The organism is Azohydromonas lata, from assembly GCF_034427735.1.
Taxonomy (GTDB): Bacteria; Pseudomonadota; Gammaproteobacteria; order Burkholderiales; family Burkholderiaceae_C; genus Azohydromonas; species Azohydromonas lata.
This window is the reverse complement of record NZ_JAXOJX010000017.1, coordinates 19,935-44,304: the sequence shown is the minus strand read 5'-3', so window position 1 is coordinate 44,304 and position 24,370 is coordinate 19,935. Positions and strand designations below refer to the sequence as shown.

General features: G+C 71.2%; 15 protein-coding genes. 2 read left to right on the top strand and 13 right to left on the bottom strand.

From position 1 onward, the window contains the following. Positions 1-34: 34 nt before the first annotated feature. The 3 genes from SM757_RS12330 to SM757_RS12320 all read right to left on the bottom strand — a co-directional run bounded on the left by SM757_RS12330 (position 35) and on the right by SM757_RS12320 (position 4,291). Positions 35-2,743 (bottom strand): response regulator, encoded by a 2,709-nt coding sequence (locus tag SM757_RS12330; protein ID WP_322465679.1) that lies wholly within the window; start codon positions 2,741-2,743, stop codon positions 35-37. Further along, positions 2,740-3,801, bottom strand: a complete 1,062-nt coding sequence (locus SM757_RS12325) for a response regulator (RefSeq protein ID WP_322465678.1) — start codon at positions 3,799-3,801, stop codon at positions 2,740-2,742. The genes SM757_RS12330 and SM757_RS12325 overlap by 4 nt, the downstream gene beginning before the upstream one ends. A gap of 115 nt (positions 3,802-3,916) precedes the next feature. Further along, positions 3,917-4,291: a response regulator gene (locus tag SM757_RS12320; protein ID WP_322465677.1), complete on the bottom strand. Its 375-nt coding sequence runs from the start codon at positions 4,289-4,291 to the stop codon at positions 3,917-3,919. 255 nt (positions 4,292-4,546) lie between these two features. Between SM757_RS12320 and SM757_RS12315 the strand changes: the two genes are divergently transcribed. After that, positions 4,547-10,684, top strand: coding sequence for a hypothetical protein (locus tag SM757_RS12315; protein ID WP_322465676.1), 6,138 nt, complete (start codon positions 4,547-4,549; stop codon positions 10,682-10,684). A 227-nt stretch (positions 10,685-10,911) separates the two neighbouring features. Next, complete coding sequence (locus SM757_RS12310; RefSeq protein WP_322465675.1) at positions 10,912-12,705, top strand: thiamine pyrophosphate-requiring protein; 1,794 nt, start codon at positions 10,912-10,914, stop codon at positions 12,703-12,705. Between the two features lie 62 nt (positions 12,706-12,767). On the opposite strand, the gene SM757_RS12305 is transcribed toward SM757_RS12310, so the two are convergent. The 10 genes from SM757_RS12305 to SM757_RS12260 form a co-directional block, all read right to left on the bottom strand. After that, the gene (locus tag SM757_RS12305; RefSeq protein ID WP_322465674.1) at positions 12,768-13,118 is read right to left on the bottom strand and encodes a cytochrome C oxidase subunit IV family protein; all 351 of its coding nucleotides are present in this window, start codon (positions 13,116-13,118) and stop codon (positions 12,768-12,770) included. Further along, on the bottom strand, positions 13,115-13,741 hold the full coding sequence (locus SM757_RS12300) for a cytochrome c oxidase subunit 3 (protein ID WP_322465673.1): 627 nt from the start codon (positions 13,739-13,741) through the stop codon (positions 13,115-13,117). The genes SM757_RS12305 and SM757_RS12300 overlap by 4 nt, the downstream gene beginning before the upstream one ends. After that, positions 13,738-15,384, bottom strand: a complete 1,647-nt coding sequence (gene ctaD, locus SM757_RS12295; protein ID WP_322465672.1) for a cytochrome c oxidase subunit I — start codon at positions 15,382-15,384, stop codon at positions 13,738-13,740. Before ctaD ends, SM757_RS12300 begins: the two co-directional genes overlap by 4 nt. Beyond that, positions 15,381-16,343: a cytochrome c oxidase subunit II gene (coxB, locus tag SM757_RS12290; protein WP_322465671.1), complete on the bottom strand. Its 963-nt coding sequence runs from the start codon at positions 16,341-16,343 to the stop codon at positions 15,381-15,383. The genes ctaD and coxB overlap by 4 nt, the downstream gene beginning before the upstream one ends. Beyond that, positions 16,340-17,017: an SCO family protein gene (locus tag SM757_RS12285; RefSeq protein WP_322465670.1), complete on the bottom strand. Its 678-nt coding sequence runs from the start codon at positions 17,015-17,017 to the stop codon at positions 16,340-16,342. Before SM757_RS12285 ends, coxB begins: the two co-directional genes overlap by 4 nt. A 449-nt stretch (positions 17,018-17,466) precedes the next feature. Further along, positions 17,467-17,820: a hypothetical protein gene (locus SM757_RS12280; RefSeq protein ID WP_322465669.1), complete on the bottom strand. Its 354-nt coding sequence runs from the start codon at positions 17,818-17,820 to the stop codon at positions 17,467-17,469. Next, positions 17,807-18,913 (bottom strand): hypothetical protein, encoded by a 1,107-nt coding sequence (locus SM757_RS12275; protein ID WP_322465668.1) that lies wholly within the window; start codon positions 18,911-18,913, stop codon positions 17,807-17,809. The genes SM757_RS12280 and SM757_RS12275 overlap by 14 nt, the downstream gene beginning before the upstream one ends. Continuing rightward, positions 18,910-19,554, bottom strand: coding sequence for a c-type cytochrome (locus SM757_RS12270; RefSeq protein ID WP_322465667.1), 645 nt, complete (start codon positions 19,552-19,554; stop codon positions 18,910-18,912). Before SM757_RS12270 ends, SM757_RS12275 begins: the two co-directional genes overlap by 4 nt. Next, the gene (locus SM757_RS12265) at positions 19,551-21,542 is read right to left on the bottom strand and encodes a quinol:electron acceptor oxidoreductase subunit ActD (RefSeq protein WP_322465666.1); all 1,992 of its coding nucleotides are present in this window, start codon (positions 21,540-21,542) and stop codon (positions 19,551-19,553) included. The genes SM757_RS12270 and SM757_RS12265 overlap by 4 nt, the downstream gene beginning before the upstream one ends. A 6-nt stretch (positions 21,543-21,548) precedes the next feature. Then, complete coding sequence (locus SM757_RS12260) at positions 21,549-24,332, bottom strand: 4Fe-4S dicluster domain-containing protein (RefSeq protein WP_322465665.1); 2,784 nt, start codon at positions 24,330-24,332, stop codon at positions 21,549-21,551. Between the last annotated feature and the right edge of the window lie 38 nt (positions 24,333-24,370).

Sequence of the window (24,370 nt, the reverse complement as noted above, 5' to 3'; positions counted from 1 at the left end):
GGCATACGGGCTCACTGGCGCAGTTCCCGCGTGCTCACGCCTGCATCTCCCCGAACGTGATCCGCACCGTCTCCAGATGGCGCCGCAGTGCCTCCAGTTGCGCCTGCAGCGCCGGCGGATCCGTGTCCGCGTGCTCGATCTGCTGGCAGCAATGCGCCGCCCAACGGAAGCCGTGCAGGGCGAAGCTGCCCGCCAGCCGGTGCGCGATGCTGCGCAGCGAGGCACCGTCGCCCTCCCGCAGGGCTTGCGCCATCTCGTCCAGCGCCTGCCGGCGTGAATGCAGGAAGCTCGGCAGCGTGTCGCGCAGGTCCGGGTCCAGCTCCAGCGCCGCTTGCGGATCGGGCAGTGGTTGCGGCAGCACCGGCGACGCAGCAGGCGGCCCGCCCGGCACGCCGCCCGCGCCGCGCAGGGCGCGGTGCAGCTCCTGGCGCCCAACGGGCTTGCTCAGGTAGAGGTCGAAGCCCGCCTGCAGGCAGCGGCTGCGCGTGGCCTCGTCCTCGTGCGAGGTCAGCGCGACCACGAGCGTGGGCCGGCAGCGCGTTTCCTTTTCCCGCGCGCGCAGCGCCTGCACCGCCTCGACGCCACTCATCAGCGGCATCTCCAGGTCCATGAAGATCACGTCCGCGGGCTGCGCTTCGTGCGCCTGCAGCGCCGCGCACCCGGTCGTGGCCGTGCGCAGCGTCAGCGGCGGGCTCGGCAGGCTGCGGCGCATCACCAGCAGGTTGTGCTCGTCGTCGTCCACGATCAACACGTTCAGCCGCGGCAGCTCGGCCTCGTCCGCGCGGTCCGTGTCCTGCGGCGGCGCGTCTGCCGGCCGGGCCGGTGCCGCGCCATGCCCGGCCGCCGAGCGCAGCCGCAGGCTCAGCGTCGTGCCCTCGGCCTCGTCGGTGCGCATGGCCAGCTCGCCCTCCTGGATGCGCGCCATCAGCCGCGCCGAGTAGGTGCCGAAGCCCGACCCGTCACTCTTGCCGGCGGTGGCGTACTTCTCGAAGAAGCGACCGCGCACCGCCGCGGGCACGGCACCCAGGTTGTGGATGTGCACCCACAACGGGTCGCCCGGCACCAGCCGGATCGTCACCACGCTGTCCTGCGGCGCCGCCTCGATGGCGTTCTTGAGCAGGTTCGCCAGGATCGAGTAGCACAGCGTCTCCTCGGCCAGCGCCAGCATCGGGGCCGCCTCCGGCCCGCTGCGCTGGCGCACGCACACCGACACCCGGCGCGCGGCCGTGAGCGCCCCCAGGTCGGCCACCACCTTGTGCAGCAGCAGCTCCAGGTCCACCGCCGCGGGTTCGAAGCGGTAGCTGCCCTGCTCCATTTTCAGCAGGTCCAGCGACAGGTTGACCATGGTCAGCACGCGGTAGCCGGCGCGCTCGACCAGCGCCAGCAGCTCCGCCTGGTCGGCGTTGAGGGCGCCGGCCTCGCGCACCAGGCGCGGCAGCGCCACGATGCTGGCCAGCGGCGTCTTCAGGTCGTGGCGGCTCATACGCTCGACCTCCTCGCGCAGCCGCATGTTCTCCTTGAGGTAGGTGTTCTGCAGCTCCAGTTGGGCGGCTTGCGCAGCCGCCTGGCGCGCGGCGTCGCGTTCGCGGCGCGCGGCCAGTACTTGGTCGGCCATGCCGATGGTGAGCACCAGGGCCTGCCACACCAGCGACAGGGCGTAGAGGAATTCGCCTTCGAAAGGCAGCCGCACGCCCATGCCTTGCAGCGCGCGCAGGGCCACCGATACCGTCAGCGGGGCCCAGCTCACGATGTAGTAGACGGCATAGCGGTTGCCGCGCAGCGTCATGCAGACGCCGGTGCCCAGCAGCAGCAGGTAGTTCACCAGGATCGCCACCGACAGCACCACGCCGGCGTAGTCCAGGTGCACCGGCGACAACAGCAGCAGGGCCGCCCCGGCGAGCGCGGCCGCGCGCAGGCGGGCGTACAGGCGCGACAGCCGCGGCGCCTGCTGCGGCAGCGACAGGAAGCCGCGCGTGAAGCCCAGCGAGAACACCATCGCCAGCGTCGCCAGCAGCCACTGGCCATGCATGCCAAGCCGCGCCCACAGCGCGCCGCCGGGCCAGGCGTAGACGTAGCCGGCGTTGCAGGCCGTGAACAGCAGCAGCGTGAGCTGGTAGAGCGTGTAGTGGCCCAGCATGCGCTCGCGCAGCACCGCCCAGTAGCAGGCGGCGATGACGGCGAAGGTCAGCACCGCCGTGTAGAACACGGCGTTGCTGACCAGGCGCAACCGCTCCTCGGCGCGCCAGGCCTCGGCATCCATGAGCTTGACGCGCACGATCGCGCGATGCTGGTGCGACACGTGCAACAGCAAGGGCGTGCCGCGCACCAGTACGTCGGGCAGCTCGAAGACCTGGGCGTAGGCCGCCACCGGCATGTCCGGCGCGGGCCGCAGCTTCGTTCGCGTCTCGCGCGCGCCGTAGGGCAGCACCAGCGTCAGCGGCCCCGACACGTTGCCCTCCACGATCAGTACCGACCGCACCGGCAGCATCGAGGGCGTGATGCGCAGCCAGCTGCCGTGGTCCCGGAAGGGCAGCGTGAGCTGCACGGCGTCGGCCGACAGCGCCGGCGCCTGCCGCGCCGCGTCGACCTCGCGCACGCTGGCATCCAGCGCCAGCAGCTCGACCTTCAGCCGCACCAGCGGGGACGGCGCCGCGCCCGCGACGCCACAGGCCAGCAGCGCGCCCAGCAGCCACAGCCAGCGCAGCAGCCTCGCGGCGGCGCAGGTTCCCTCGCCGCGCGTCATGACGCCTCCACGAAGCGCACCGGCGTGTCGTCGAGGTGGCGGCGCAGCTCGTCCAGCCAGGCAGCCACCTGCGCCGGCGCCGGTGCGGGCGCGTTCTCGATGCGCAGGCAGCCCTGCGCCGCCCAGGTGTAGCCGTAGAGCGCGAAGCTGCCGGCCAGCCGGTGCGCCAGGCGCCGTACCGCCGCCAGGTCCTCGTGCGCCAGGGCCTGTGTGGCCTCTTCGATCAGCGCACGGCGCGAGGCCAGGAACGCGGGCAGCCGCTCGCGCAGGTCCGCGGGTACGAGCACCGGCCGGTCATCGCCCGGCAACGGCCCGCCCTCTGTGCCCCGCTCGGCGGCCTCCGGCTGCGCCTTGATCTCGAAGCGGTAGCCCACGCCATAGACGGAGTGGATGAAGCCATGGCCGGGCGCGGCGGCGGCAAGCTTGCGCCGCAGGTTCTTGACGTGGCTGTCCACCGCGCGGTCGAACACCTCGGTGCTGCCGTCGTAGGCCAGCTCGATGAGCTGCATGCGCGAGAACACCCGTGCGGGCTGCGCCGCCAGCACCCCCAGCAGCCGCAGCTCCTGCGGCGTGAGGTCCAGCGGCCGGCCCCGCCACAGCGCGCGCTGGGCCGCGGCGTCCAGCTCCAGCAGGCGTGGCGGCGCTGTGGGCCGGGCCTGTGCCGGCGGCTGCGGCAGCCGCCCCAGGCGGCGCAGCAACGCCTGCACGCGCGCCACCAGCTCGCGCGGGCTGAAGGGTTTGCACAGGTAGTCGTCGGCACCCAGGTCGAAGCCCAGCAGCCGGTCCATCTCCTCGCCACGGGCGGACACCATCAGGATAGGCACGTTGCTGAAGGCGCGCAGCGCGCGGCAGACCTCGGTGCCGTCGGCGCCGGGCAGCATCAAGTCCAGCAGCACCAGGTCTGGTGCGTGCGCGCGCACGTGGGCCACCACCGCGTCGCCGCGCGACAGGCGCTCCGTGCGCAGCCCGGCGCGCTGCAGGTGCTCCTGCTGCAGCGCGGCCACGTGCTCGTCGTCTTCCACCACCAGTACCCGTGGCGCTTGCCCGGCATCGTTCATTTTTTTCCTTCCCCAGCGCCCTCAAGCCCTGCCTGCCAGGCGGTCCGCGTCCCGGCGCAGGCCATCGAAGCCCGTGATTGTTCCTTCACCGGCGGCAGGGGCCGCCGGCCGCGGCTCAGGCGCTGACCACGGCGCGGATGCGCGCCAGGATGTCGACCATGGGCGCGTGCTTGGACACGCCTGGGCGCCCGGCGATGACGCCGTCGAGCTGCGCCGACTCGCTGGGCGAGACGATGGAGGTCAGGTACAGGAAGGGGATGTCGCGCGTGTCCGGCGCCTGCGCCAGCGCGCGGCAGACGGCCCCGCCGTCCATGACCGGCATGTCGATGTCGCACACGATGACGTCCGGGTGCTCGCTGCGCGCCACCTCCACCACGCGCGTCGGGTCGTTGACCGCGACCACGTCGTAGCGCGACCCCAGCTTGATCTGCAGGTAGTCCGTGACCGCCGGGTCGTCATCGACCAGCAGGGCTTTTTTTCTCTCGCTCATGACTGCGGCTTCCTCTTCGCGCCCGCGGGCCACTTCGCAAGTGGCCTGGCTGCGTACGCGGCGCATTGTCCGGTGCCGGGCGGGTGGCGCCCAGGCTTGCCCGAGATGGGTGGCGGTTCTCCCAAATTCCTCCACATTCGCCGCTTAAAAACCGTGCCATGCCGCCGGGGTGCCCGGCCAGAAGAAATGCGGGACGGCGCCTGGACGGGCCCTCCCGCGGCAACCAGCGCAAATCAGTCAGGGGAGGAATCGGTCATGGGCATGTTCAGTTGGGCCAAGAAGGCCTGGAGCGATGTATCGAGCACGGTGACCAGTTGGGCCAAGACGGTGGAGAACACCGTCAGCGACATCGGCAATGACATCCAGAGCCTGGGCGACGACTTCGCGGCGCTGGGCAACGACATCAAGGGACTGGCCGAGGACATCGCCAAGCTCGGCTACACCAAGAAAGACTTCGGCAACGGCAACGACAACTACACCTCGTGGTCGTTGGGCGCCAACATCCTCAACGGCAACGGCGGCGACGATACGCTCAAGGTGACGGCCGGCGCCTACAACGTGCTGCGCGGCGGCGACGGCAACGACACGCTCACCATCACCGTCGGCGGCTACAACAAGATCGACGGCGGCAGCGGCAACGACAGCATCTCGGTGAGTGCCGGCATCTACAACGACCTCTCCGGCGGCGATGGCGACGACACCATCACGGTGGACGCAGGCGCGGTGGCCGTCGTGGACGGCGGCAACGGCAACGACAGCATCAAGGTGCTGGGCGCCAAGAACACGGTCAACGCCGGCTGGGGCAACAACTACGTCTACGCCGTCGGCGGCTCCAACAGCATCACGGCCTACGGCAACAACGACACCCTCGTGGCCTACGGCGGCTCCAACAGCATCAGCGCCGGCGACGGGGACAACAGCGTCGAAGCCACGGGCGGCTCCAACACGGTCACCGGCGGCGCGGGCAAGGACACCGTGAGCGTCAACGGCGCCTACAACAAGGTCACCACCTACGCCGGCAACGACAAGGTCAGCGTGCTGGCGGCGTCCAACACGGTGGACACCGGCGACGGCGACGACACCGTCTCGGCCGTGGGCGGCAAGAACACCATCGCCGCAGGCAACGGCAACAACAGCGTCGAGGCCTGGGGCGCGTCCAACACCATCACGGCCGGCAGCGGCAACGACACCATCAAGGCCTATGCCGGCGGCAACGCCATCACCGCGGGCGACGGCAACAACACCGTCACGGCCGTGGGCGGCGCCAACAAGGTCACCGGCGGCGCGGGCCAGGACACCTTCAGCGTGGACGGCGCCAGCAACACCGTCACCACCTACGCCGGCAACGACAAGGTCAGCGTGCTGGCGGCGTCCAATACCGTGGACACCGGCGACGGCGACGACACCGTCTCGGCCGTGGGCGGCTCCAACACCATCGCCGCAGGCAACGGCAACAACAGCGTCGAAGCCTGGGGCGCCAGCAACACCATCACGGCCGGCAGCGGCAACGACACCATCAAGGCCTACGCCGGCAGCAACACCATCACCGCGGGCGACGGCGACAACACCGTCACGGCCGTGGGCGGCGCCAACAAGGTCACCGGCGGGGCGGGCCAGGACACCTTCAGCGTGGATGGCGCCAGCAACACCGTCACCACCTACGCCGGCAACGACAAGGTCAGCGTGCTGGCGGCGTCCAACACCGTGGACACCGGCGACGGCAACGACACGGTGTCGGCCGTGGGTGGCAAGAACACCCTCACCACCGGCAGCGGCAACGACACCGTCACCGCCACCGGCGCCTGGAACGTCATCGACACCAGCGGCAGTGCCGCCTACGAGACCGTCACGACCTTCGTCACCAAGACGGTCAACCTCGGCCTCTTCAAGTCCACCATCACGCTGCCCGTGACGACCACGGTGCTGGTCAGCGACGACAGCGACAGCGTCAGCGCCGACGGCGGCTACAACACGGTCAAGGTCGGCGACGGCAGCAACACCGTGTCCGCCGCCGGCGGCTACAACAAGATCAGCGCCGGCTCGGGCAACGACACGCTCAAGGGCTATGGCGGCTACAACGAGATCACGGCCGGCAACGGCGACAACACCGTGGTAGCCGAGGGCGGCGCCAACAAAGTCTGGGGCGGCGCGGGCAAGGACACGGTGACGGTGGCCGGCGCGGCCAACTTCGTCTACACCTACGCCGGCAACGACAGCGTCACCGCCAACGGCGCGAGCAACACCATCGAGACCGGTGACGGCGACGACACCGCCGTGCTCAACGCCGCCACCAACACGCTGGACGCCGGTGCGGGCAACGACACCATCACGGCCAACGCCGCCAGCAACGTCATCAAGGCCGGCGAAGGCAGCAACAGCGTCACCGCCCGCGGCGGCTACAACCAGATCAGCGCCGGCGCGGGCAACGACAGCTTCAACGCCTACGGCGGCTACAACAAGCTCACGGCCGGCGACGGCGACAACGCCCTCACCGCCGAGGGCGGCGGCAACGAGGTCACCGGCGGCGCGGGCAAGGACCAGGTCACGGTCGCGGGCGCCTCCAACGTCGTCCACACCTACGGCGGCAACGACGCCGTGACCGCCAACGGCGCGAGCAACGTCATCGCCAGCGGCGACGGCGACGACACCGTCACGCTCAACGGCGCCAGCAACGTGCTCGACGCCGGCGCGGGCAACGACACCATCACCGCCAACGCCGCGAGCAACACCCTCAAGGCCGGCGAAGGCAACAACACCATCACCACCTACGGCGGCGCCAACGTCATCAGCGCCGGCAGCGGCAACGACGTCGTCACCGCCGCGGGCGCGGCCAACGTCATCGACGCCGGCGGGGGCGCCAACACCGTCACCGCCTGGGGCGGCGGCAACGGCGTCACCACCGGCAGCGGCAACGACAGGATCACCGTCGGCGGCGGCGTCAACGTGGTGCTGGCCGGCGACGGCAACAACACCGTGGCGGCCTACGGCGGCGCCAATGCCGTGACCACCGGCAGCGGCAACGACGATGTCGACGCCTACGGCGGCGCCAACGTGATCGTGGCCGGCAAGGGCCAGGACAACGTGCTGGCGCTGGGCGGCGCCAACGGCGTCTACACCGCCGACGGCAAGGACCTGCTGCTGGCCGGCGGCGGAGCGAACCTCGTGGTCGCCAACGGCGACAACAGCCTGGCCATCGCCGCCGGCGCGGCCAACGTGGTGGCCGTCAACGGCCAAGACAACGTCGTCGCGGCAGTGGGCCTGTACAACGTGCTCGCCACCACCCAGGGCGGCAACGTGCTGGCCGGCGTGGGCATGGGCAACGCGATGTTGGTCAACGGCGGCGACAGCACCCTGGTGGCCGCGGGCGGCACCAACGTGGTGCTGAGCACCGAGGGCGACAACACCATCGTCGCGCTGGGCGGCTCCAATGTCGTCGCCACCGAGCTCGGCGGCCTGCTGCAGGACCTGGGGGACGTGGGGGCCTCGGCCCTGTCGAAGGAACTGTCCGGCGTGATTGGCGACAGCGCCGCCAAGGCCGTGGACCAGGCCGTGGGCAAGGCCGTCACCGACTACATCAAGACGGGCCACGGCGACGACACGGTCGTGGCCGTCGGCGCGCTCAACGTCGTCTACACCGGCGCGGGCGACGACGTGATCACGGTGGCCGGCCAGAACAACGTCACGCTGACCAACGGCGGCGACAACGTCGTCACCGCCCTGGGCCAGAACAACCTGGTCGTGAACACCGCGGGTGACAACGTCGTCACCGCCATCGGCCAGAACAACCTGGTGCTCAGCGGCATCGGCCAGGACATCGCGGAGATCGCCGGCCTGATCGACGATGCCGCCAACACCGCCGGCTCGGCCGCCTTCGAGAAATTCCTGGCCGCCAACGTCGCCAACGACCCGGGCAGCGACCTCGTCACCGCCATCGGCTCCAACAACATCGTCTACACCTCCGGCGGCGAAGACATCGTCACCGCCGTCGGCAGCACCAACGTGGTGTGGGCCGGCGCCGATGCCGACGTGGTCACCGCCATCGGCTCCAACAACGCGGTGGTGCTGGGCAGCGCCGTGGAGACCGGCGCCTCGCTGGTGGGCGTGGTGGACGCCGTGACCGCCGGCATCGTGGCCACCGACTACGTGGGGGCCCTGGGGCTGGACGGTGCCGCCGCCGGGCAGGACGGCAGCGACATCGCCATCGTGGTGGGCAGCAACAACGCCGTCATCGGCGGCAGCGGCGGCAACGTGATCACGGCACTGGGCAGCAAGAACGGCATCATCGGCGGCGCCGGCGACGACACCATCACCACCATCGGCACGCACAACGTCGTGGTCGCCGGTGCGGGCAGCGACGTCGTGACCGCCATCGGCAAGTACAGCGAGGTGGCCGCGGGCGCGGGCGACAACGTCGTCACGCTGCTGGGCAAGGGCAACGCCGTGACGGCCGGCGACGGCGACGACGTGATCACCAGCGTCTCGCTCAGCGGCTCCACCACCACCCAGACCGAGACCGGCAGCACCAAGAGCGCGGACCTCAACTACAACGCCGTGTACGCCGGCGACGGCCACAACATCGTGACGCAGGTGGGCGCCGAGAACCTGGCCGTGACCGGGGACGGCCGGGACATCGTCACGCTGGTCAACTTCGGCTCCAGCACCTCCAGCAGCAGCACCGTCGAGGAGGAGGGCGCCGGCACCACCACCACCAAGACCAGCTACGACACCTCCGTCAACGCCGCCTACACCGGCGGCGGCGACGACGTCGCCGTGATCTACGGCCAGCACAACGTGCTGCTGTCGGCCGGCGGCGACGACACCGTGGTGGTGTGGGGCAGCAGCAGCAGCTTCAAGACCGAGTCCAAGACCACCACCGTCACGGACGACGACACGACCAGCACCAGCAAGTCCGGCTTCAACATCGACACCGGCTTCAACGTGGTGATCACGGGCGAGGGCAACGACACCGCGGTGCTCAAGGGCGTGCAGACCGTGGCCGTCACCGGCGCGGGCGACGACACGGTGGTGTCCGTCTCCGACAGCACCAACATCGTCGTCACCGGCGCCGGCCACGACACGATCATCTCGCTGGCGCCGGCCACCATCTTCAACTCGCTGGAGAGCTTCGCCGAGAACGACTTCGCCACGCTGGGCGATGGCATCAGCGGCGGCATGAGCCTGTTCTCCATCGCCAAGCAGGCACGCGCGGCCTACAACGGCGACTTCTCCAGCCTGTACGCGATCGGCAACATCATCGACGCCGGCGACGGCAACGACGTGGTGTTCGCCTCTTCCGCGGGCAGCTACATCGGCGGGGGCAACGGCGACGACGTGATGATGGGCTTCGGCTGGGGCTTGATCGACCACCTGCTCGACGTCAACGCCGGCGGCATCGGCAGCGCCGTGGACGGCCTGGCCGACGCGCTGGACGGCGTCCGCTCGGTCCTGTCGGACTCGCTGCTGGGCGACATCGCCAAGACCTTCGACAAGGTCACGGACCAGGTGGTGGACGCCGCTCAGGACGTGGCCGGCATCGTCTCCGACGTCGGCCACGGCGTGGACGGCCTGCTCGACAAGGGCCTGGCCAGCCTGAATTCGGTCACCGGGCTGGACCTGGATTTCGACGTCAGCGGCGGCGTGGACAGCGCCATGGCCAGCAGCCTGTCGTGGCTCGGCAGCACGATGAATTCGCTGGACACCACCGTCGAGGGCTGGACCGATGACGGCTGGCTCGCCGACGCCTTCGACTGGATAGGCACGGCCGCCGGCGACCTCGGCGACGTGATGAGCAACGCCAGCGACAGCACCGGCTTCACCATCGGCCTGTCGGCGGTGATGGGCTATCTCACCTACACCTACTCGGGCAACAACGACCTCACCGCCGGCGCCGGCAACGACACGCTCTACAGCGGCATGGGCGACGACGACCTGCGCGGCGGCGCCGGCACCGACACCTACGTGTTCTACGTGGGCGACGGCCGCGACACCATTGACGAAATCGCCGGCGGCAACGACCACATCGAGGTGCACGCCAGCCGGCTGTGGGACGAGGACTTCACGCTGTCCACGGCCAACATCGTCACGGCGATGAACGGCGACGACCTGGTGATCGCCTTCGTGCAGGACGACGTCTGCTACGGCCGCATCACCATCGCCGACGAGGCCTCGGTGAACGTGCAGGACCTGACCCTGTTCTCGACCAGCGGCCAGCAGATCGCCAGCGTGAACATCGACGACCTGGTCGCGATGGAGAAGGTGAGCTACGACAAGATCGCAGGCTACGACATGGCCAGCATCTGGAGCGCGGACAAGCTTTCCGACTTCAGCGAGCTGGTGGTGCAGGCGCTGGCCGGCAGCTCGGCGACGCAACACAGCGATCTCGTGATCGCCTGAGGCTGGGGCGAAGCCGCCGCGTGCCTGCCGGGGCACGCGGCCCTCTTCATGCGTCTGAACCTCCCGGTGCTCGGTCCACCGAGCTGCATGCAGGAGGCACCGCAGCCTTTCAGCCTGGGTTAAGCGGACCGGCATCGTGTTTGCCGTGATGCCGGTGCAAGGCCTTCGCTTTCTGCAACCGCTTGCAGGCTGTGCGGGGCCCGTTGACCAACCCAGGGGCCCGTGCAATGACCATGACCGTCAGTGACCAAGTTCTGCAGCGTCTGCACGAATGGGGCGTGCGCCGCATCTTCGGCTACCCCGGCGACGGCATCAACGGGTTGATGGGTGCGCTGGATCGGTGCAGCGACCGCATCGACTTCATCCAGGCCCGGCACGAGGAGCTTGCTGCCTTCATGGCCACCGCGCATGCCAAGTTCACGGGCGAGGTGGGCGTGTGCATGGCCACCTCCGGACCGGGCGCCATCCACCTGCTCAACGGCCTGTACGACGCCAAGGCGGACCACCAGCCCGTGGTGGCCATCGTTGGGCAGCAGGCGCGCGCGGCGCTGGGCGGCGACTACCAGCAGGAAGTGGACTTGCTGAGCCTGTTCAAGGACGTGGCCCACGAGTACGTGCACATGGCCACCGTTCCGGCACAAATCCGCCATCTGGTGGACCGTGCCATGCGTATCGCACGCGACCAGCGCACCGTCACCTGCGTCATCCTGCCCAACGACCTGCAAGAGCTCAAAGCCGAGCCTGACCCGCCGCGCGAGCACGGCACCATCCACTCCGGCATTGGCCTCACGGCCAAGCGCGTGCTGCCGGCGCAGGCCGACCTGCAGGCCGCGGCCGACGTGCTCAACGCCGGAGAGCGCGTGGCCCTCCTTGCCGGCGCCGGTGCGCTGCACGCCACCGACGAGCTCATCGCCGTGGCCGACACGCTGGGCGCGGGCATTGCCAAGGCGCTGCTGGGCAAGATGGCCGTGCCCGACGACCTGCCCTACGTCACCGGCGCCATCGGCCTGCTGGGCACCGTGCCGAGCTGGGACATGATGAACGGCTGCGACACGCTGCTGATGGTGGGCTCCAGCTTCCCGTACTCGGAATTCCTGCCCAAGGAGGGCCAGGCGCGCGGCGTGCAGATAGACAGCGACGGCCGCAAGCTCTCGCTGCGCTACCCGATGGAGGTCAACCTCGTCGGCGACAGCCGGCTCACGCTGCAGGCGCTGCTGCCGCTGCTGAAGCCCAAGACCGGCCGGGCGTGGCGCGACAAGATCGAGGCCGGCGTGCGCCAGTGGTGGCAGGTGCTGGAGCAGCGCGCCATGAACGAAGCTAAACCCATCAACCCGCAGCGCGTGTTCTGGGAGCTGTCGCCGCGGCTGCCCGCCAACGCCATCCTCACCTGCGACTCCGGCACCTGTGCCGCCTGGTACGCGCGCGACCTCCAGGCCCGGCGCGGGATGATGGGCTCGCTCTCCGGCGGCCTGGCCACGATGTGCCCGGCCGTGCCCTATGCCACCGCCGCCAAGTTCGCCTACCCGGATCGCCCGGTGGTGGCGCTGGTGGGCGACGGTGCGATGCAGATGCTGGGCCTCAACGCGCTGGTGACCATCGCGCACCAGTGGCGGCGCTGGAGCGACCCGCGGCTGGTGGTCATGGTGCTGCACAACGGCGACTTGAACATGGTCACCTGGGAGCAGCGCGTGGGCGCGGGCGACCCCAAGTTCGAAGCCTCGCAGGCGCTGCCGGCCTTTCCCTTCGCGCAGTACGCGCAGATGCTGGGCCTGCACGGCCTGCGGGTGGACCACCCGGACGCCATTGCCGGTGCCTGGGAGCAGGCGCTTGCGGCCGACCGCCCGGTGCTGCTGGAGATGGTGACCGATGCCAACGTGCCGCCGCTGCCGCCGCACGTGACGTGGAAGCAGGCGCGGCATTACGCCAAGGCGCTGCTGCACGGTGACCCCGAGGCGCTGCAGACCGTCATGGCCAGCATGCGCGAAGCCTGGGACGGGCTCACGGCCGGGCGCGGCGGCTGAGGCCCGCTGGCCGTGTGGTGGCTGGTGCTCGAAACCGCGGCTCTGCAGCGCTGCCTGCGCCCTCAACGCCCCGAGCCGCCCTGGCGCAGCGGCCGCAACTGCTGCGGCGGCTGCATGGCCGCGGGCTCCGTCACGCGCGTGGCGTAGTCCACGCTGCCCAGGCCAAACAGCAGCGCCAGCGTCCCGGCGGCCACGGCGGCGGCCACGCGGGCCAGGGCGGCGCTGCGGCCCAGGCCCATGAACAGCGCCAGCACCAGGGCAGACTTGAGCGCCGCGATGGCCAGCCCTATCGCCACGTTGAGCCGCCCAAGCGGCAGGTAGGCGCTGCCCAGGCTCAGCAGCAGCAACGCCAGCAGCGCGGCCCAGGCCATGCCGATGCGCCGGCAACGGCGCGCGAAGTCGTGCTCGCTCACGAAGCCCTCCCGGCCAGGTACAGCAGTGGGTACAGCACGATCCAGACGATGTCCACGAAGTGCCAGTACAGCCCGGCGACCTCAACGTGCCCGGCATCGGCCCAGGGCGAGCCCCGCCACGCACCCAACGCGAAAGTGCCCAGCAGCCCAACGCCGATGAGCAGGTGCAGCGCGTGCAGGCCCGTCATCACGAAATAGAGCATGAAGAACAGCTCCGCCCCGGTGTGCCGTGCCAGCGCGAAGCCGGGGCCGGGAAACAGCCCTTCGTGCCATTCCTTGGCGTACTCCACGCCCTTGAGCGCCAGGAAGGCCACGCCCAGCAGCGCGGCCCCGGCCAGCAGCCACGCCGCCGCGCGCCGGCGCCGCTCCTGCGCCGCGCAGGCGGCAGCCACGGCCACCAGCGCGCTGCTGGTGAGCAGCAGCGCCGTGTTGAGCGTGCCCAGCACCACGTGCGTGTGGCGGCTGGCCTCGCTGAAGCCATCGCTCCATTGGGTGCGGCCCCAGGCGTAGGCAACGAACAGCCCGCCGAAGAACAGCAGCTCGGTGGCGAGGAAGATCCACATGCCCAGCGGCCCCGTGTCCGGCGGCGGCGCTGCGGCTTCGGCACGGGCGGCGGTGCTCATGGCGGCGTGGTGCCGGCATCCGGCAGCGGGTGCTCCTGGATGTCCGTGCCGCGGGTGGCCGGCTCTGCCGCCGTGGGCTCGTAGTCGTACACCCGCCGCGGCGGCCGGGGCGGCTCGTCGAAGTTGTGCGTGGGCGGCGGCGAGCCGGTCTGCCACTCCAGCCCGGTGGCGCCGAAGGGGTTGTCCGTGGCGCGCCGGCCGTCGGCCAGCGACCACGCCAGGTACACCAGCGGCAGCAGGTAGCCCAGCGCCAGCACCACCGCGCCGCTGGAGGAGAAGAGATTGAGCACCTGGAACTCCGACGGATAGGCGTGGTAGCGCCGCGGCATGCCGTGCAGGCCCAGCAGGTACTGCGGGAAGAAGGTGAAGTTGAAGCCCAGGAAGATCAGCACCGCCGCGATGCGGGCCCAGACCTCGGAATACATCCGGCCCGTGACCTTGGGCCACCAGAAGTGCAGCGCGCCGAAGTACGCCATCACCGAGCCGCCGACCATGATGTAGTGGAAGTGCGAGACCACGAAGTACGTGTCCGACAGGTGCACGTCCAGCGACAGCGAGGCCAGGAACAGGCCCGTCAGGCCGCCGATGGTGAACAGCCCAACGAAGCCCAGCGCGTAGAGCATGGGCGCATCCAGGCGGATGACGCCCTTGTGCAGCGTGGCGGTCCAGTTGAACACCTTGATGGCCGAGGGAATGGCCACCAGGAAGCTCAGCAGCGAGAACACCAGGGAAGCCGCCGGCGACTGCCCGGCCACGAACATGTGGTGGCCCCACACCAGGAAGCCGATGCTGGCGATGCCCAGGATGGCGTAGGCCATGAAGCGGTAGCCGAAGATGGGCCGGCGCGCGAAGCAGGGCACGATCTCGCTGACCACGCCCATGGCCGGCAGCACCATGATGTAGACCGCCGGGTGCGAGTAGAACCAGAACAGGTGCTGGAACAGCAGCGGGTCGCCGCCATGCGCCGGGTCGAACACCCCCACCTGGAACAGCCGCTCCGCCACCACCAGCAGCGCCGTGACGGCCAGCACCGGCGTGGCCAGCACCAGGATCATGCTGGTGGCGTAGATCGCCCACACGAAGAGCGGCAGCTGGAACCAGCCCAGGCCCGGCACGCGGCAGCGGTGCACCGTGACGATGAAGTTCAGCCCGGTGAGGATGGACGAGAAGCCGGTGACGAACACGCCCAGCAGCGTGAGCGTCACGTAGCCGTTGGAGAACATGGACGAGTAGGGCGTGTAGAAGGTCCAGCCCGTGTCCACGCCGCCCAGGAACAGCGCGGCCAGCGTCAGCACGCCGCCGGCGATGTAGACGTACCAGCTCAGCAGGTTCAGCCGAGGAAAGGCCAGGTCGCGCGCCCCGATCATCAGCGGCAGCAGGAAGTTGCCCATCACCGACGGAATCGACGGGATGAGGAACAGCCACACCATGATCACGCCGTGCGCGGTGAAGAGCTTGTTGTAGGTGTCGTCGCCCACCAGGTCGCCCGCCGGCGTGGCCAGCTCCAGTCGGATGAGGGTGGCCGCCGCGCCGCCGACGAAGAAGAAGGCCGTGATGGCGATGGCGTAGAGGATGGCGATGCGCTTGTGGTCGCGCGCCAGCAGCCAGGAGCGCAGCGTCAGCCCGTCGGCGAGGTAGCTCATGGCTTGTCCCCGTTCGTGGCGTGCAGCCAGGCGATCAGCGCCTGGATGTCCTCCTCGCTGACCTGCCCGGCGAACGAGGGCATCAGCGGCTCGAAGCCGGCCGCCACGTCCTTGCGCGGCAGCAGGATGCTGTCGCGCAGGTAGTTGTCGTCGGCCACCACCGTGCGCCCGTCCTGCAGGTGCACGGCGCGGCCGGGCAGGCCGTCGAGCAGCGGCGCGTGCACGGTGGAGCCGGCGGCGTGGCAGCCGCTGCAGCCGAGCTGGCGGAACAGGGCGAAGCCGTATTGCGCCAGGCTGGGCTGCGCCGGCCCTTCGGCGAGCCAGCGGCTGAAGTCGTCCGGGCGCATCACCACGATGCGGCCGATCATGTGCGAGTGCTCGCTGCCGCAGTACTCGGCGCAGAAGAGGCGGAACTCGCCCAGCTGCGTGGCCGTGAACCACAGCGCCGTGATGCGCCCGGGCAGCACGTCCTGCTTGAGCCGGAAGGCCGGCACGTAGAAGCTGTGGATGGCGTCCTGCGAGCTCATGCGCAGCAGCACCGGCTGGCCCAGCGGCACGTGCAGCTCGTTGATCTCGCGCCGGCCGTTGCGGTGCTGCAGCTTCCACATCCACTGCTTGGCCACCACCGCCACCGGCAGCGCCTCGGCCGGCGGGCGGTACAGCCGCAGGTAGTCGCGCGCGGCCCAGGCGTAGATGCCCACGAAGATCAGCAGCGGCGTCAGCGTCCAGGCCACTTCCAGCCACGTCAGGCTGCGCTTCGGCCTGGAGCGCTCGGCCGTGCTGCCCTGGCGGTAGCGCACGCAAAAGGCGGTGATCAGCACGCACACGGCCAGCGCCACGCTGCCGCACAGGACCACCATGGCCGTGAACAGCGCGTCCACCGGGGCGGCGGCGGTGGAGGCGGACTGGCCCAGCAGGTGGAAGCCCGCGGGCAGGCCGGCACCGGCTTCGGTGCTCATCGCGCCTTCCGTCCGGGCCGAGCCAGCCGCGCCACCAGGGCCAGCAGCGCCAGCGCCGTGAGCAGCCCCACCGCGCGCGCCGCCTGCATCACGGCCGCGCTGTGACGCCCCAGGCGCTCGTCGAGATGGGCGCACAGCAGTGCCAGGCGGTCGGACAGCCCGCCGATGCGGCCCTCACCGGCGGCTGCCACCGCCAGCCGCAGCTCCGCGGGGTCGAAGCGCACGCCCGGCAGGTAATGGGAGACGCGGCCCGCGGGCGTGAGCACCGCCACCACGGCGGGGTGGGCGTAGCCCTCCTGCGGGCCGTCGGCGGCGCCGGCGCGGCGGTAGCGCCAGCCCAGGGCTTGCGCCAGCGCGCGCAGCGCCGGTTCGGTGCCGGTGAGCAGCCGCAGCTCCAGCGGCGCATCCGGCGCTCGCCCGCCCTCCAGCGCATCGGCGTAGGCCAGGTTGGCTTGGCGCGCGGCTTGCGCGGCGGCCGGTGTGTCGGCCGGATCGATGCTCACCCGCACGATGCGGTAGGCGCCGCGGGGCAGGCCGCTGTCGTGCAGCGCTTCGAGCAGGCCGTGCATCAGCAGTCCGCACAGTTGCGCGCAGCGGTAGTAGCCCAATACCAGCAGCACGGGGCGGGCACCGAAAGCGTCGCCCAGGCGCACCGGGCGGCTGTCGCTGTCCACGAGCGGCAGGTCCGCAGGCAACGCGGCGTCCAGGCGCTGCTGCAGGCCGGCGTCGGGTGGTGCAGGAGGAATGGATAGCGGCTGTGCCAGCGCTTGGCTCCAGCCCAGCAGCCATGCGGCGAGGCAAGCTGCAAGCGTTGTGCGGCTTCTTGCAGGCGGCAGTCGAAAGCGTGGGCACGGCTCTCTCGTGATTGGCCGAGAGCTGGTTCGTTGGCCTACCGTTTCGTCGTCCCCGCGTAGGCGGGGACCCAGGCGGTCCCACGTCGGAGCGCTAGCGGCAAGGCAGGAAACACGAAGCCAGAGTCCTGCGACCGCATCCCGATCAGTTCCAGCCAGCTTGGGGACCGCCTGGGTTCCCGCCTTCGCGGGAATGACGAAATGGAGGGCGTGGCTTCGTAGCTTCCGTGATGCGGTCGCGTCTTCAACTTGGCTGAACAGGCCATGAACGGTCATGGTGCCCCTCCGGCCGCGCTCGCCGCCGCGCTGGCCGCGGGCGCCGCCAGCAGCGCCATTGCATTCTCGATCGGGATGTGCGCGATCCCCGCGCCGGCATCGACCCAGCCGCGCCCGTGCAACCGGGCTGCCTTCTCGGACCGATAGGCGGCCAAGTCCGGCTGCGGCGCGCTCTGTAGCCGAGGCCCGGGGACGGTCAGCGTGTAAGGCTGCGCCAGCCGCTCGCCGCCGGGGCGCATGCCCTGCCCGTGCAGCCACGACAGCACCAGGACCACCACGCCGATCACGGTGCCCGCGATGGCCGCGCCGGCCAGGGCGATGCATCCCGTGGGCAGATCAGGCGCGGACATGCCCAACCTCCTTTGCAGCCGGTGCCGGCGCAGTGGATGCCGCGGCCGCTGGCGCCTCGAACAGCAGCAGCCCCATCCCCAGCACCAGCAACGGCAGCAGCCACCAGCCCAGCCAGGTGCCGGTGGCCACCGAGGGCAGCACCAGCCAGGCGGTGTTGAGCGCCTGGGTCAGCAGCAGCCACGCCGCGATGAAGCCCAGCCGCCGCGGCCTGTCCTTGAGCGGGCGCTGCAGCAGCGCCAGCAGCGGCAGCGCCAACTGCAGCAGCACCAGTGCCACGCCCACCCCCCACCAGCCGCTGTGCAGTCGCGGCACGTACCAGGCGATCTCGGCGGGCAGGTTCTCGGCCCAAATGATCAGGAACTCCATGAACGCCAGGTAGGCCCAGGTCAGCAGCCACATCAGCAGCAGGTTGCCCAGGTCGCGTGCCACGGGCACCTGCTCGGCCGCCTCGGCTGCCAGCGCCGCGGGCGCCCGCCGCGCCAGTTGCCACGCGCCCAGCGCCGTGCCGCCCAGCGCCTGGCCCGCGAGCACGACCAGGCCGAAGGCCGTGCTGAACCAGCCCGGCACCAGCGACATCAGCAGGTCCACCGAGGCCAGCGTGCCGGTGAGCGCATACAGCGCCAGCGCCGCCGCCGCGCGGCCCTTGCTCGCCAGCGAGGCCGGGCGCGTGAGCCACCACCACAGCGCGCCGTACAGGGCCAGCCGCAGGGCGACGAACGGCGGCTGCAGCCAGAAGGTGGGGAAGGCCGGCCGCGCCAGCGCCTGCGCCCAGCCCTGCGGATCGGCCGCCCAGGGGTAGAGCTGGCGCAGCCCCAGCGCGAGCGGCAACAGCAGCAGCAGGGCCCATGGCAGCCGCGACGCCGCCGCCAGCGCCGCCGGCCGCAGCGCCCGGCCCCAGGCGCCGCCGACGAGGCGATGCAGCCACAGGTTCGCCACGCCGCCCAGCATCAGCCCCATGACGTACCACCAGGCCGCCAGCCAGCAGGCCCAGAACAGCCGCGCATCCAGCGCCGCGCCGGGCAGCGCCAGCGCGATGGCCAGCCCACCCGCCACGCGGCGGCGCGTCAGCAACCGGCCGGTGATGGCGCTCATCGGCCGGTGCTCCCGTTGGCCGCGGATGAAGCCGCCCCCGGCGGCGGCAGCGCGCGCAGCGAGGCCTGCAGCGCCGGCGGCAGCGCGGCGATGGGCGCGTGCTGGCTGAGCTGCAGCGCGCGGATGTAGGCGACGATGGCCCAGCGGTCGTCCGGCGCCACGCGGTCGGCGTAGGGCACCATGACCCCGTAGCCGTTGGTGATCACGTCGTAGAAGTGCCGGTCCGGCGCCTGGCGCAGCCGCTGCTGGTGGTAGCTGGGCGGGGCCGGGAAGCCGCGGCGCACGATGGGCCCGTCGCCGTCGCCCAGCGGGCTGTGGCAGGGCAGGCAGTAGATGGTGTAGCGCTCCTGGCCGCGGCGCAGCAGTTCGGCCGTGACGGGCGGCAAGGCCGTGGCGGACTGCGCGGCCTGCAACTGTGCCGGCACCTCGTCGCCGCGGCGGCCGCTGCTGGTGGCGGCGAGGTCGCCCATGGCGTGCGCCACGCTGCCCGGTGGCGGGGGCCGCGAGGCCTTGCCGTCGGCGAACAGCGAGCTGGGCTCGCCCGGGTCCAGGCGCGGCTGGTCGTACATGTTGCGCATCAGCCGCTCGCAGCCTGCCAGCAGCGGCAGGCTGCACAGCAGCAGCGGCCAGGCGCGCCTCACCGGAACACCTCCGAGCGCCGCAGCGGCCCTTGCCCGTCCAGCCAGGCCGCGCCGCGCTGCGCGTCGAAGGCCGGGTCGTCGGCGCGCAGGCACAGGAAGAAGCGGTTGCGCGTGGCCAGCTCGAAGTCCGGCGCGGAAAACACCGGGTGCGCCAGGTCAGGCAGCCGGTTGCCGACGATGACCATGGCGAAGGCCGTGAGCGCTCCGCCCAGCACCGTGAGCTCGAAGGCCACCGGCACGAACATCGGCCAGCTGTGCAGCGGCCGCCCGCCGATGTTCACGGGGTAGTCCACCACCGCCGAGTACCACTGCATGAAGTAGCCCAGGGCGCCGCCCAGCAGCGCGCCGATGAGCGTCGCCAGGGCCACGCGGTTGCGCGCGAAACCCACCGCCTGCGCCAGTCCTTCGACGTGAAAGGGCGCGTAGGCTTCCACGTGCGCGTAGCCGGCCTGGCGCGCGGCCCGCGTGGCGCGCAGCAGCTCCTGCGCGGTGCCGAACTCGGCCAGCAGCCCCCACGGCCGGTGCGTGTCGGAAGCCTCTGCCCCGGCCGGTGGCGGCACCGCGCCGGCGGCGGGTGCCGCATCGGCCTTGGGTGGCACGTCAGTGGGCGGACCTTCCTCTGCGCTCTCCTTCACCAGCAGCCGCATCTCCGAGATGGAGATGGCCGGCAGCACGCGGATGAAGACCAGGAACAGCCAGGCGAAGGCGCTGATGGAGCCCAGCAGGAACACCCAGTCCCACAGCGTCGGCACGAACAGACCCCAGGAGGAGGGCAAGAAATCGTGGTGCAGGCTCTGCACGACGATGGTCACGCGCTCCATCCACATGCCCAGGTTGATCACCAGGCTGAGCAGGAACAGCGCCAGCGCGCTGCGGCGCACGCGGCGCCACCACAGCAGCTGCGGCACCACCACGTTGCAGGCGAGCATGCTCCAGTACACCGGCGCGTAGGCGCCGCTCCAGCGGTCCTGCGTCATGGCGATCTCGTAGGTGTCGCCGCTGTAGAAGGCCATGAAGGTCTCGCACAGGTAGCCGTAGGCCACCAGCGCGCCGGTGGCCAGCAGCACCTTGGCGGCATGGTCCAGGTGCACGTCGGTGATGAAGTCGTGCAGCTGGAAGGCGCGGCGCAGCGGGATGGCCAGCGTGAGCACCATCGCGAAGCCGGAGAAGAGGGCGCCGGCGACGAAGTAGGGCGGAAAGATGGTCGAGTGGTAGCCCGGCGTGTTGCCTATGGCGAAGTCCAGCGACACCACCGAGTGCACCGAGACCACCAGCGGCGTCGCCAGCCCGGCGATCAGCAGGTAGGCCGAGGCGTGCCGCGCCCAGTGCCGCGCCTCGCCGCGCCAGCCCAGCGCGAAAAGGCCATAGGCCACGCGCTTGAAGCGCGTGCCGGCGCGGTCGCGCAGCGTCGCCAGGTCTGGAATCAGCCCCAGGTACCAGAACAGGAACGACACGATGATGTAGGTGCCGATGGCGAAGAAGTCCCACACCAGCGGGCTACGCCATTGCGGCCACAGGTTCATCTTGTCCGGATAGGGCGCCAGCCAGTAGAAGAACCAGGGCCGCCCCAGGTGCAGCACCGGGAACAGCCCCGCCATGGCCGCGGCGAACAGCGTCATGGCCTCAGCGAAGCGGTTGATGGAGGTGCGCCAGCGCTGGCGCAGCAGCAGCAGCACCGCGGAGATGAAGGTGCCGGCGTGGCCTATGCCTATCCACCACACGCAGTTGGCGATGGCAAAGCCCCAGGCCACCGGGATGTTGATGCCCCAAAGGCCCACGCCGGTGACGAACAGGTAGGCCATCGAGCCCAGCAGCACCAGCGTGCCGGCCAGCGTGATGGCGAAGCCCGCCAGCCATGGCCCGCGCAGCGGGCGCGTGAGCACGAGGTCGGCTATCTTGTCGCTGATGCTGGCGTAGCCCCAGCCGGCGCGCAGCACGCCGATGTCGCGCGACACCGGCGGCGCGGACGGGTCGGAGCGAGGCTGCATGAGGCGTCAGTCCATGGCGTCCGTCGGCTGCACCACGCGCGCCAGGTAGGTCGTGCGCGGCTGCGTGCCCAGCTCGCCCAGCAGCGCGTAGTGGCGCGGCAAGGTTTTCAAGCGCACCACGTCGCTGGCCGGGTCGTTCAGGTCGCCGAAATGGATGGAGCGCGTTGGGCACGCCGCCTGGCAGGCGGTGACGACGTCGCCGTCCCGGATGGGCTCGCCCGTGGCCTCGGCACGGTGGCGCGCACGGCTGATGCGCTGCAGGCAGTAGCTGCACTTCTCCATCACGCCGCGCTGGCGCACGGTGACGTCGGGGTTGCGCTGCGCCTGCAGCGTTTCGGTGGTGGCGTCGGTGAACTGCAGGAAGTTGAAGCGCCGCACCTTGTACGGGCAGTTGTTGGAGCAAAAGCGCGTGCCGATGCAGCGGTTGTAGACCTGCACGTTGACGCCCTCGCTGTCGTGCACCGTGGCGCCCACCGGGCACACCAGCTCGCACGGCGCCTTCTCGCAGTGCATGCACGGCAGCGGCTGGAAGGCGGTGTCGCGGCCACGCGCGCCGGCGTCGTCGTAGCGGTCCACGCGTATCCAGTGCATCTCGCGCCCGCGCGCCACTTCCTCCTTGCCCACCACAGGGATGTTGTTCTCGGCCTGGCAGGCGATGGTGCAGGCGTTGCAGCCTATGCAGGCGTCCAGGTCGATGACCATGGCCCAGGCGTGCTGCGGGTAGCTCACTTCCGGGTAGAGGCTGGGCGGGCGCTCGCGAGCCGGCAGCCGCTCGCCCGCGCGCACGCTGCGCACGATGTCGCGCCCGGCCTGGCCGAGCTGGTGCTGCGTGACGGCGAATGCATGGCGCTGGCCTAGCGGGTGCAGGCTCAGTGCCGGCAGCCCGCCCTGCGCCGGTTGCAGCGCGTAGGCGTCGAAGCCCACGCCGCTGCCCACCTGGCCGGCCTGCGTCCGGCCGTAGCCCAGCGGCAAGGTCGCGGTGTCCTCGGCGTGGCGCTCGCTGATCCATACCGGCGCGTCGAGCGACCGCCCAACCGCTTCCACCCGCACGAGGTCGCCCGTGGCCAGCCCAAGCCGCGCGGCGGTGCGCGGCCCAAGCAGCAGCGCGTTGTCCCAGGTCAGCTTGGTCATGGGCCGGGGCAACTCCTGCAGCCAGCCCAGGTTGGCGAAACGCCCGTCGTGCACGCTGGTGTCGGCCGCGAACACGCCCACCAGCGCGCTCGCCGGTGCCGCGGGGGGCCGCTGCGGCAGCCGCGCGGCGGGCACGGCCACCGCGGCAAAGGCGCTGTCCGCCACCACGCCGCGGCGCAGCGACTCGCGCCAGAAGCTTTCAAAGGCCGCCTCGTCGCCCCCTCGGCGCCACTGGCGCCTCACCAGTGCCTGCCCTTGCCGCTCTTCGTCGCCGGCCAGCAGGGCCAGCAGCTCGATGGCCGAGCGGCTGTCGTACAGCGGCGCAATGGCCGGCTGCAGCAGCGTCGCGCTGCCGTCGTGGGCGCGCGCGTCGCCCCAGGACTCGTAGGCGTGAGACAGGGGCAGGTGCCAGTGGCAGCGCACGGCCGTCTCGTCCGCGTACAGCCCGGCATGCACGCTCAGCCGCGCGCCCCGCAGCGCCTGCGCGAAGTCCAGCGCGCCCGGCGCGTCGTAGGCCGGGTTGCTGTCCAGCACCACCAGCGTGTCCACCGCGCCGGCTTGCAGCGCCCGCGCCAGCTCGGCCAGGGTGCCGGCCTGGGGCGCCGCGTCGGCCGGCTCGATGAAGTCCAGCGTGCGGCCCGCGGCCCCGAGGCGCTGGTTCAGCGCCAGCGCCAGGGCGTGCGCGTCGGCCGAAAGGCCATGGCCCGCCACGACCAAGGCGTCCGGCCCGGCCTCCTGCAGCGCGCGCAGCACGCGCGCCTCGAACACCGCCTCGGCGCCTTCGGCGGGCGACGGTGCCGGCAGCCCGGCCCACCAGTGGCGGGCCAGGCGCCACAGCAGCGCCTCTATCCGGTGTGGAGGCAGCGCCAGGCGCTCGTCGGCGCGGGCGCCGAACAGCCCCGGCGCCACTTCCGCCGCGAACAGGCGCGGCAGGCGGCCGTCGGCAAGGCCCTGCCCGCGCGCCGTGGACCAGTCCATCGCATGGCGCACCGCGCCGGGCCCGTCGCTGAAGGGGTCGACCGCCAGCGCCAGCACGCAACGCGTGCGCTGCAGGTGCAGCCGCGATGCCAGCTCGCGGCCAAACGCCAGGCGCATGCCGTCGCGGGCCGCTGTGTTGCGCACGGGGTCGTGCACGTGCCAGCGAGCCTGCGGGAAGCGGGCCAGCAGCCGCTCCATCAAGGCGCGCTGCGTCGGCGACGTCAGCGGCCCGGTCAGCAGGTGCAGTCCCCGGCCGCTGTCCGACTCCAGCGCTGCCGCCCGCTGCCGCCAGGCCGTGTCGAAGGCGCTCCAACTAGAGGCCGCCTGCGGCGCCGTGCCGGCCGCGACACTGCCCAGCGCCTGGCGCACGGTGGCGGAGCGGTCCGGGTCCCAGAGCTGCAGCACCGAGGCCTGCGTGAACACGTCCGTCGCGCCCAAGCTGGACGGGTGCAGCGGGTTGCCCTCGATCTTGATCGGCCGGCCCTCCACGGTGCCTATCAGCACGCCTTGCGCGTAGCCGTCGCGCACGAAGGCGCTGGCGTAATGGATGAAGGTGCCCACCGCCTGCGCCTCGGGCATCTGGACGAACGGGTAGATGCGGGCATTGGGCGGCGCGCTGCAGGCGCCGTTGGCCAGTGCCACCGAGGCCGCCAGCAGCGACAGCGCCTGGCGACGGTTCACGCCTGGCCGCTCGCGAAACACGTGCACGGGCGACGGTT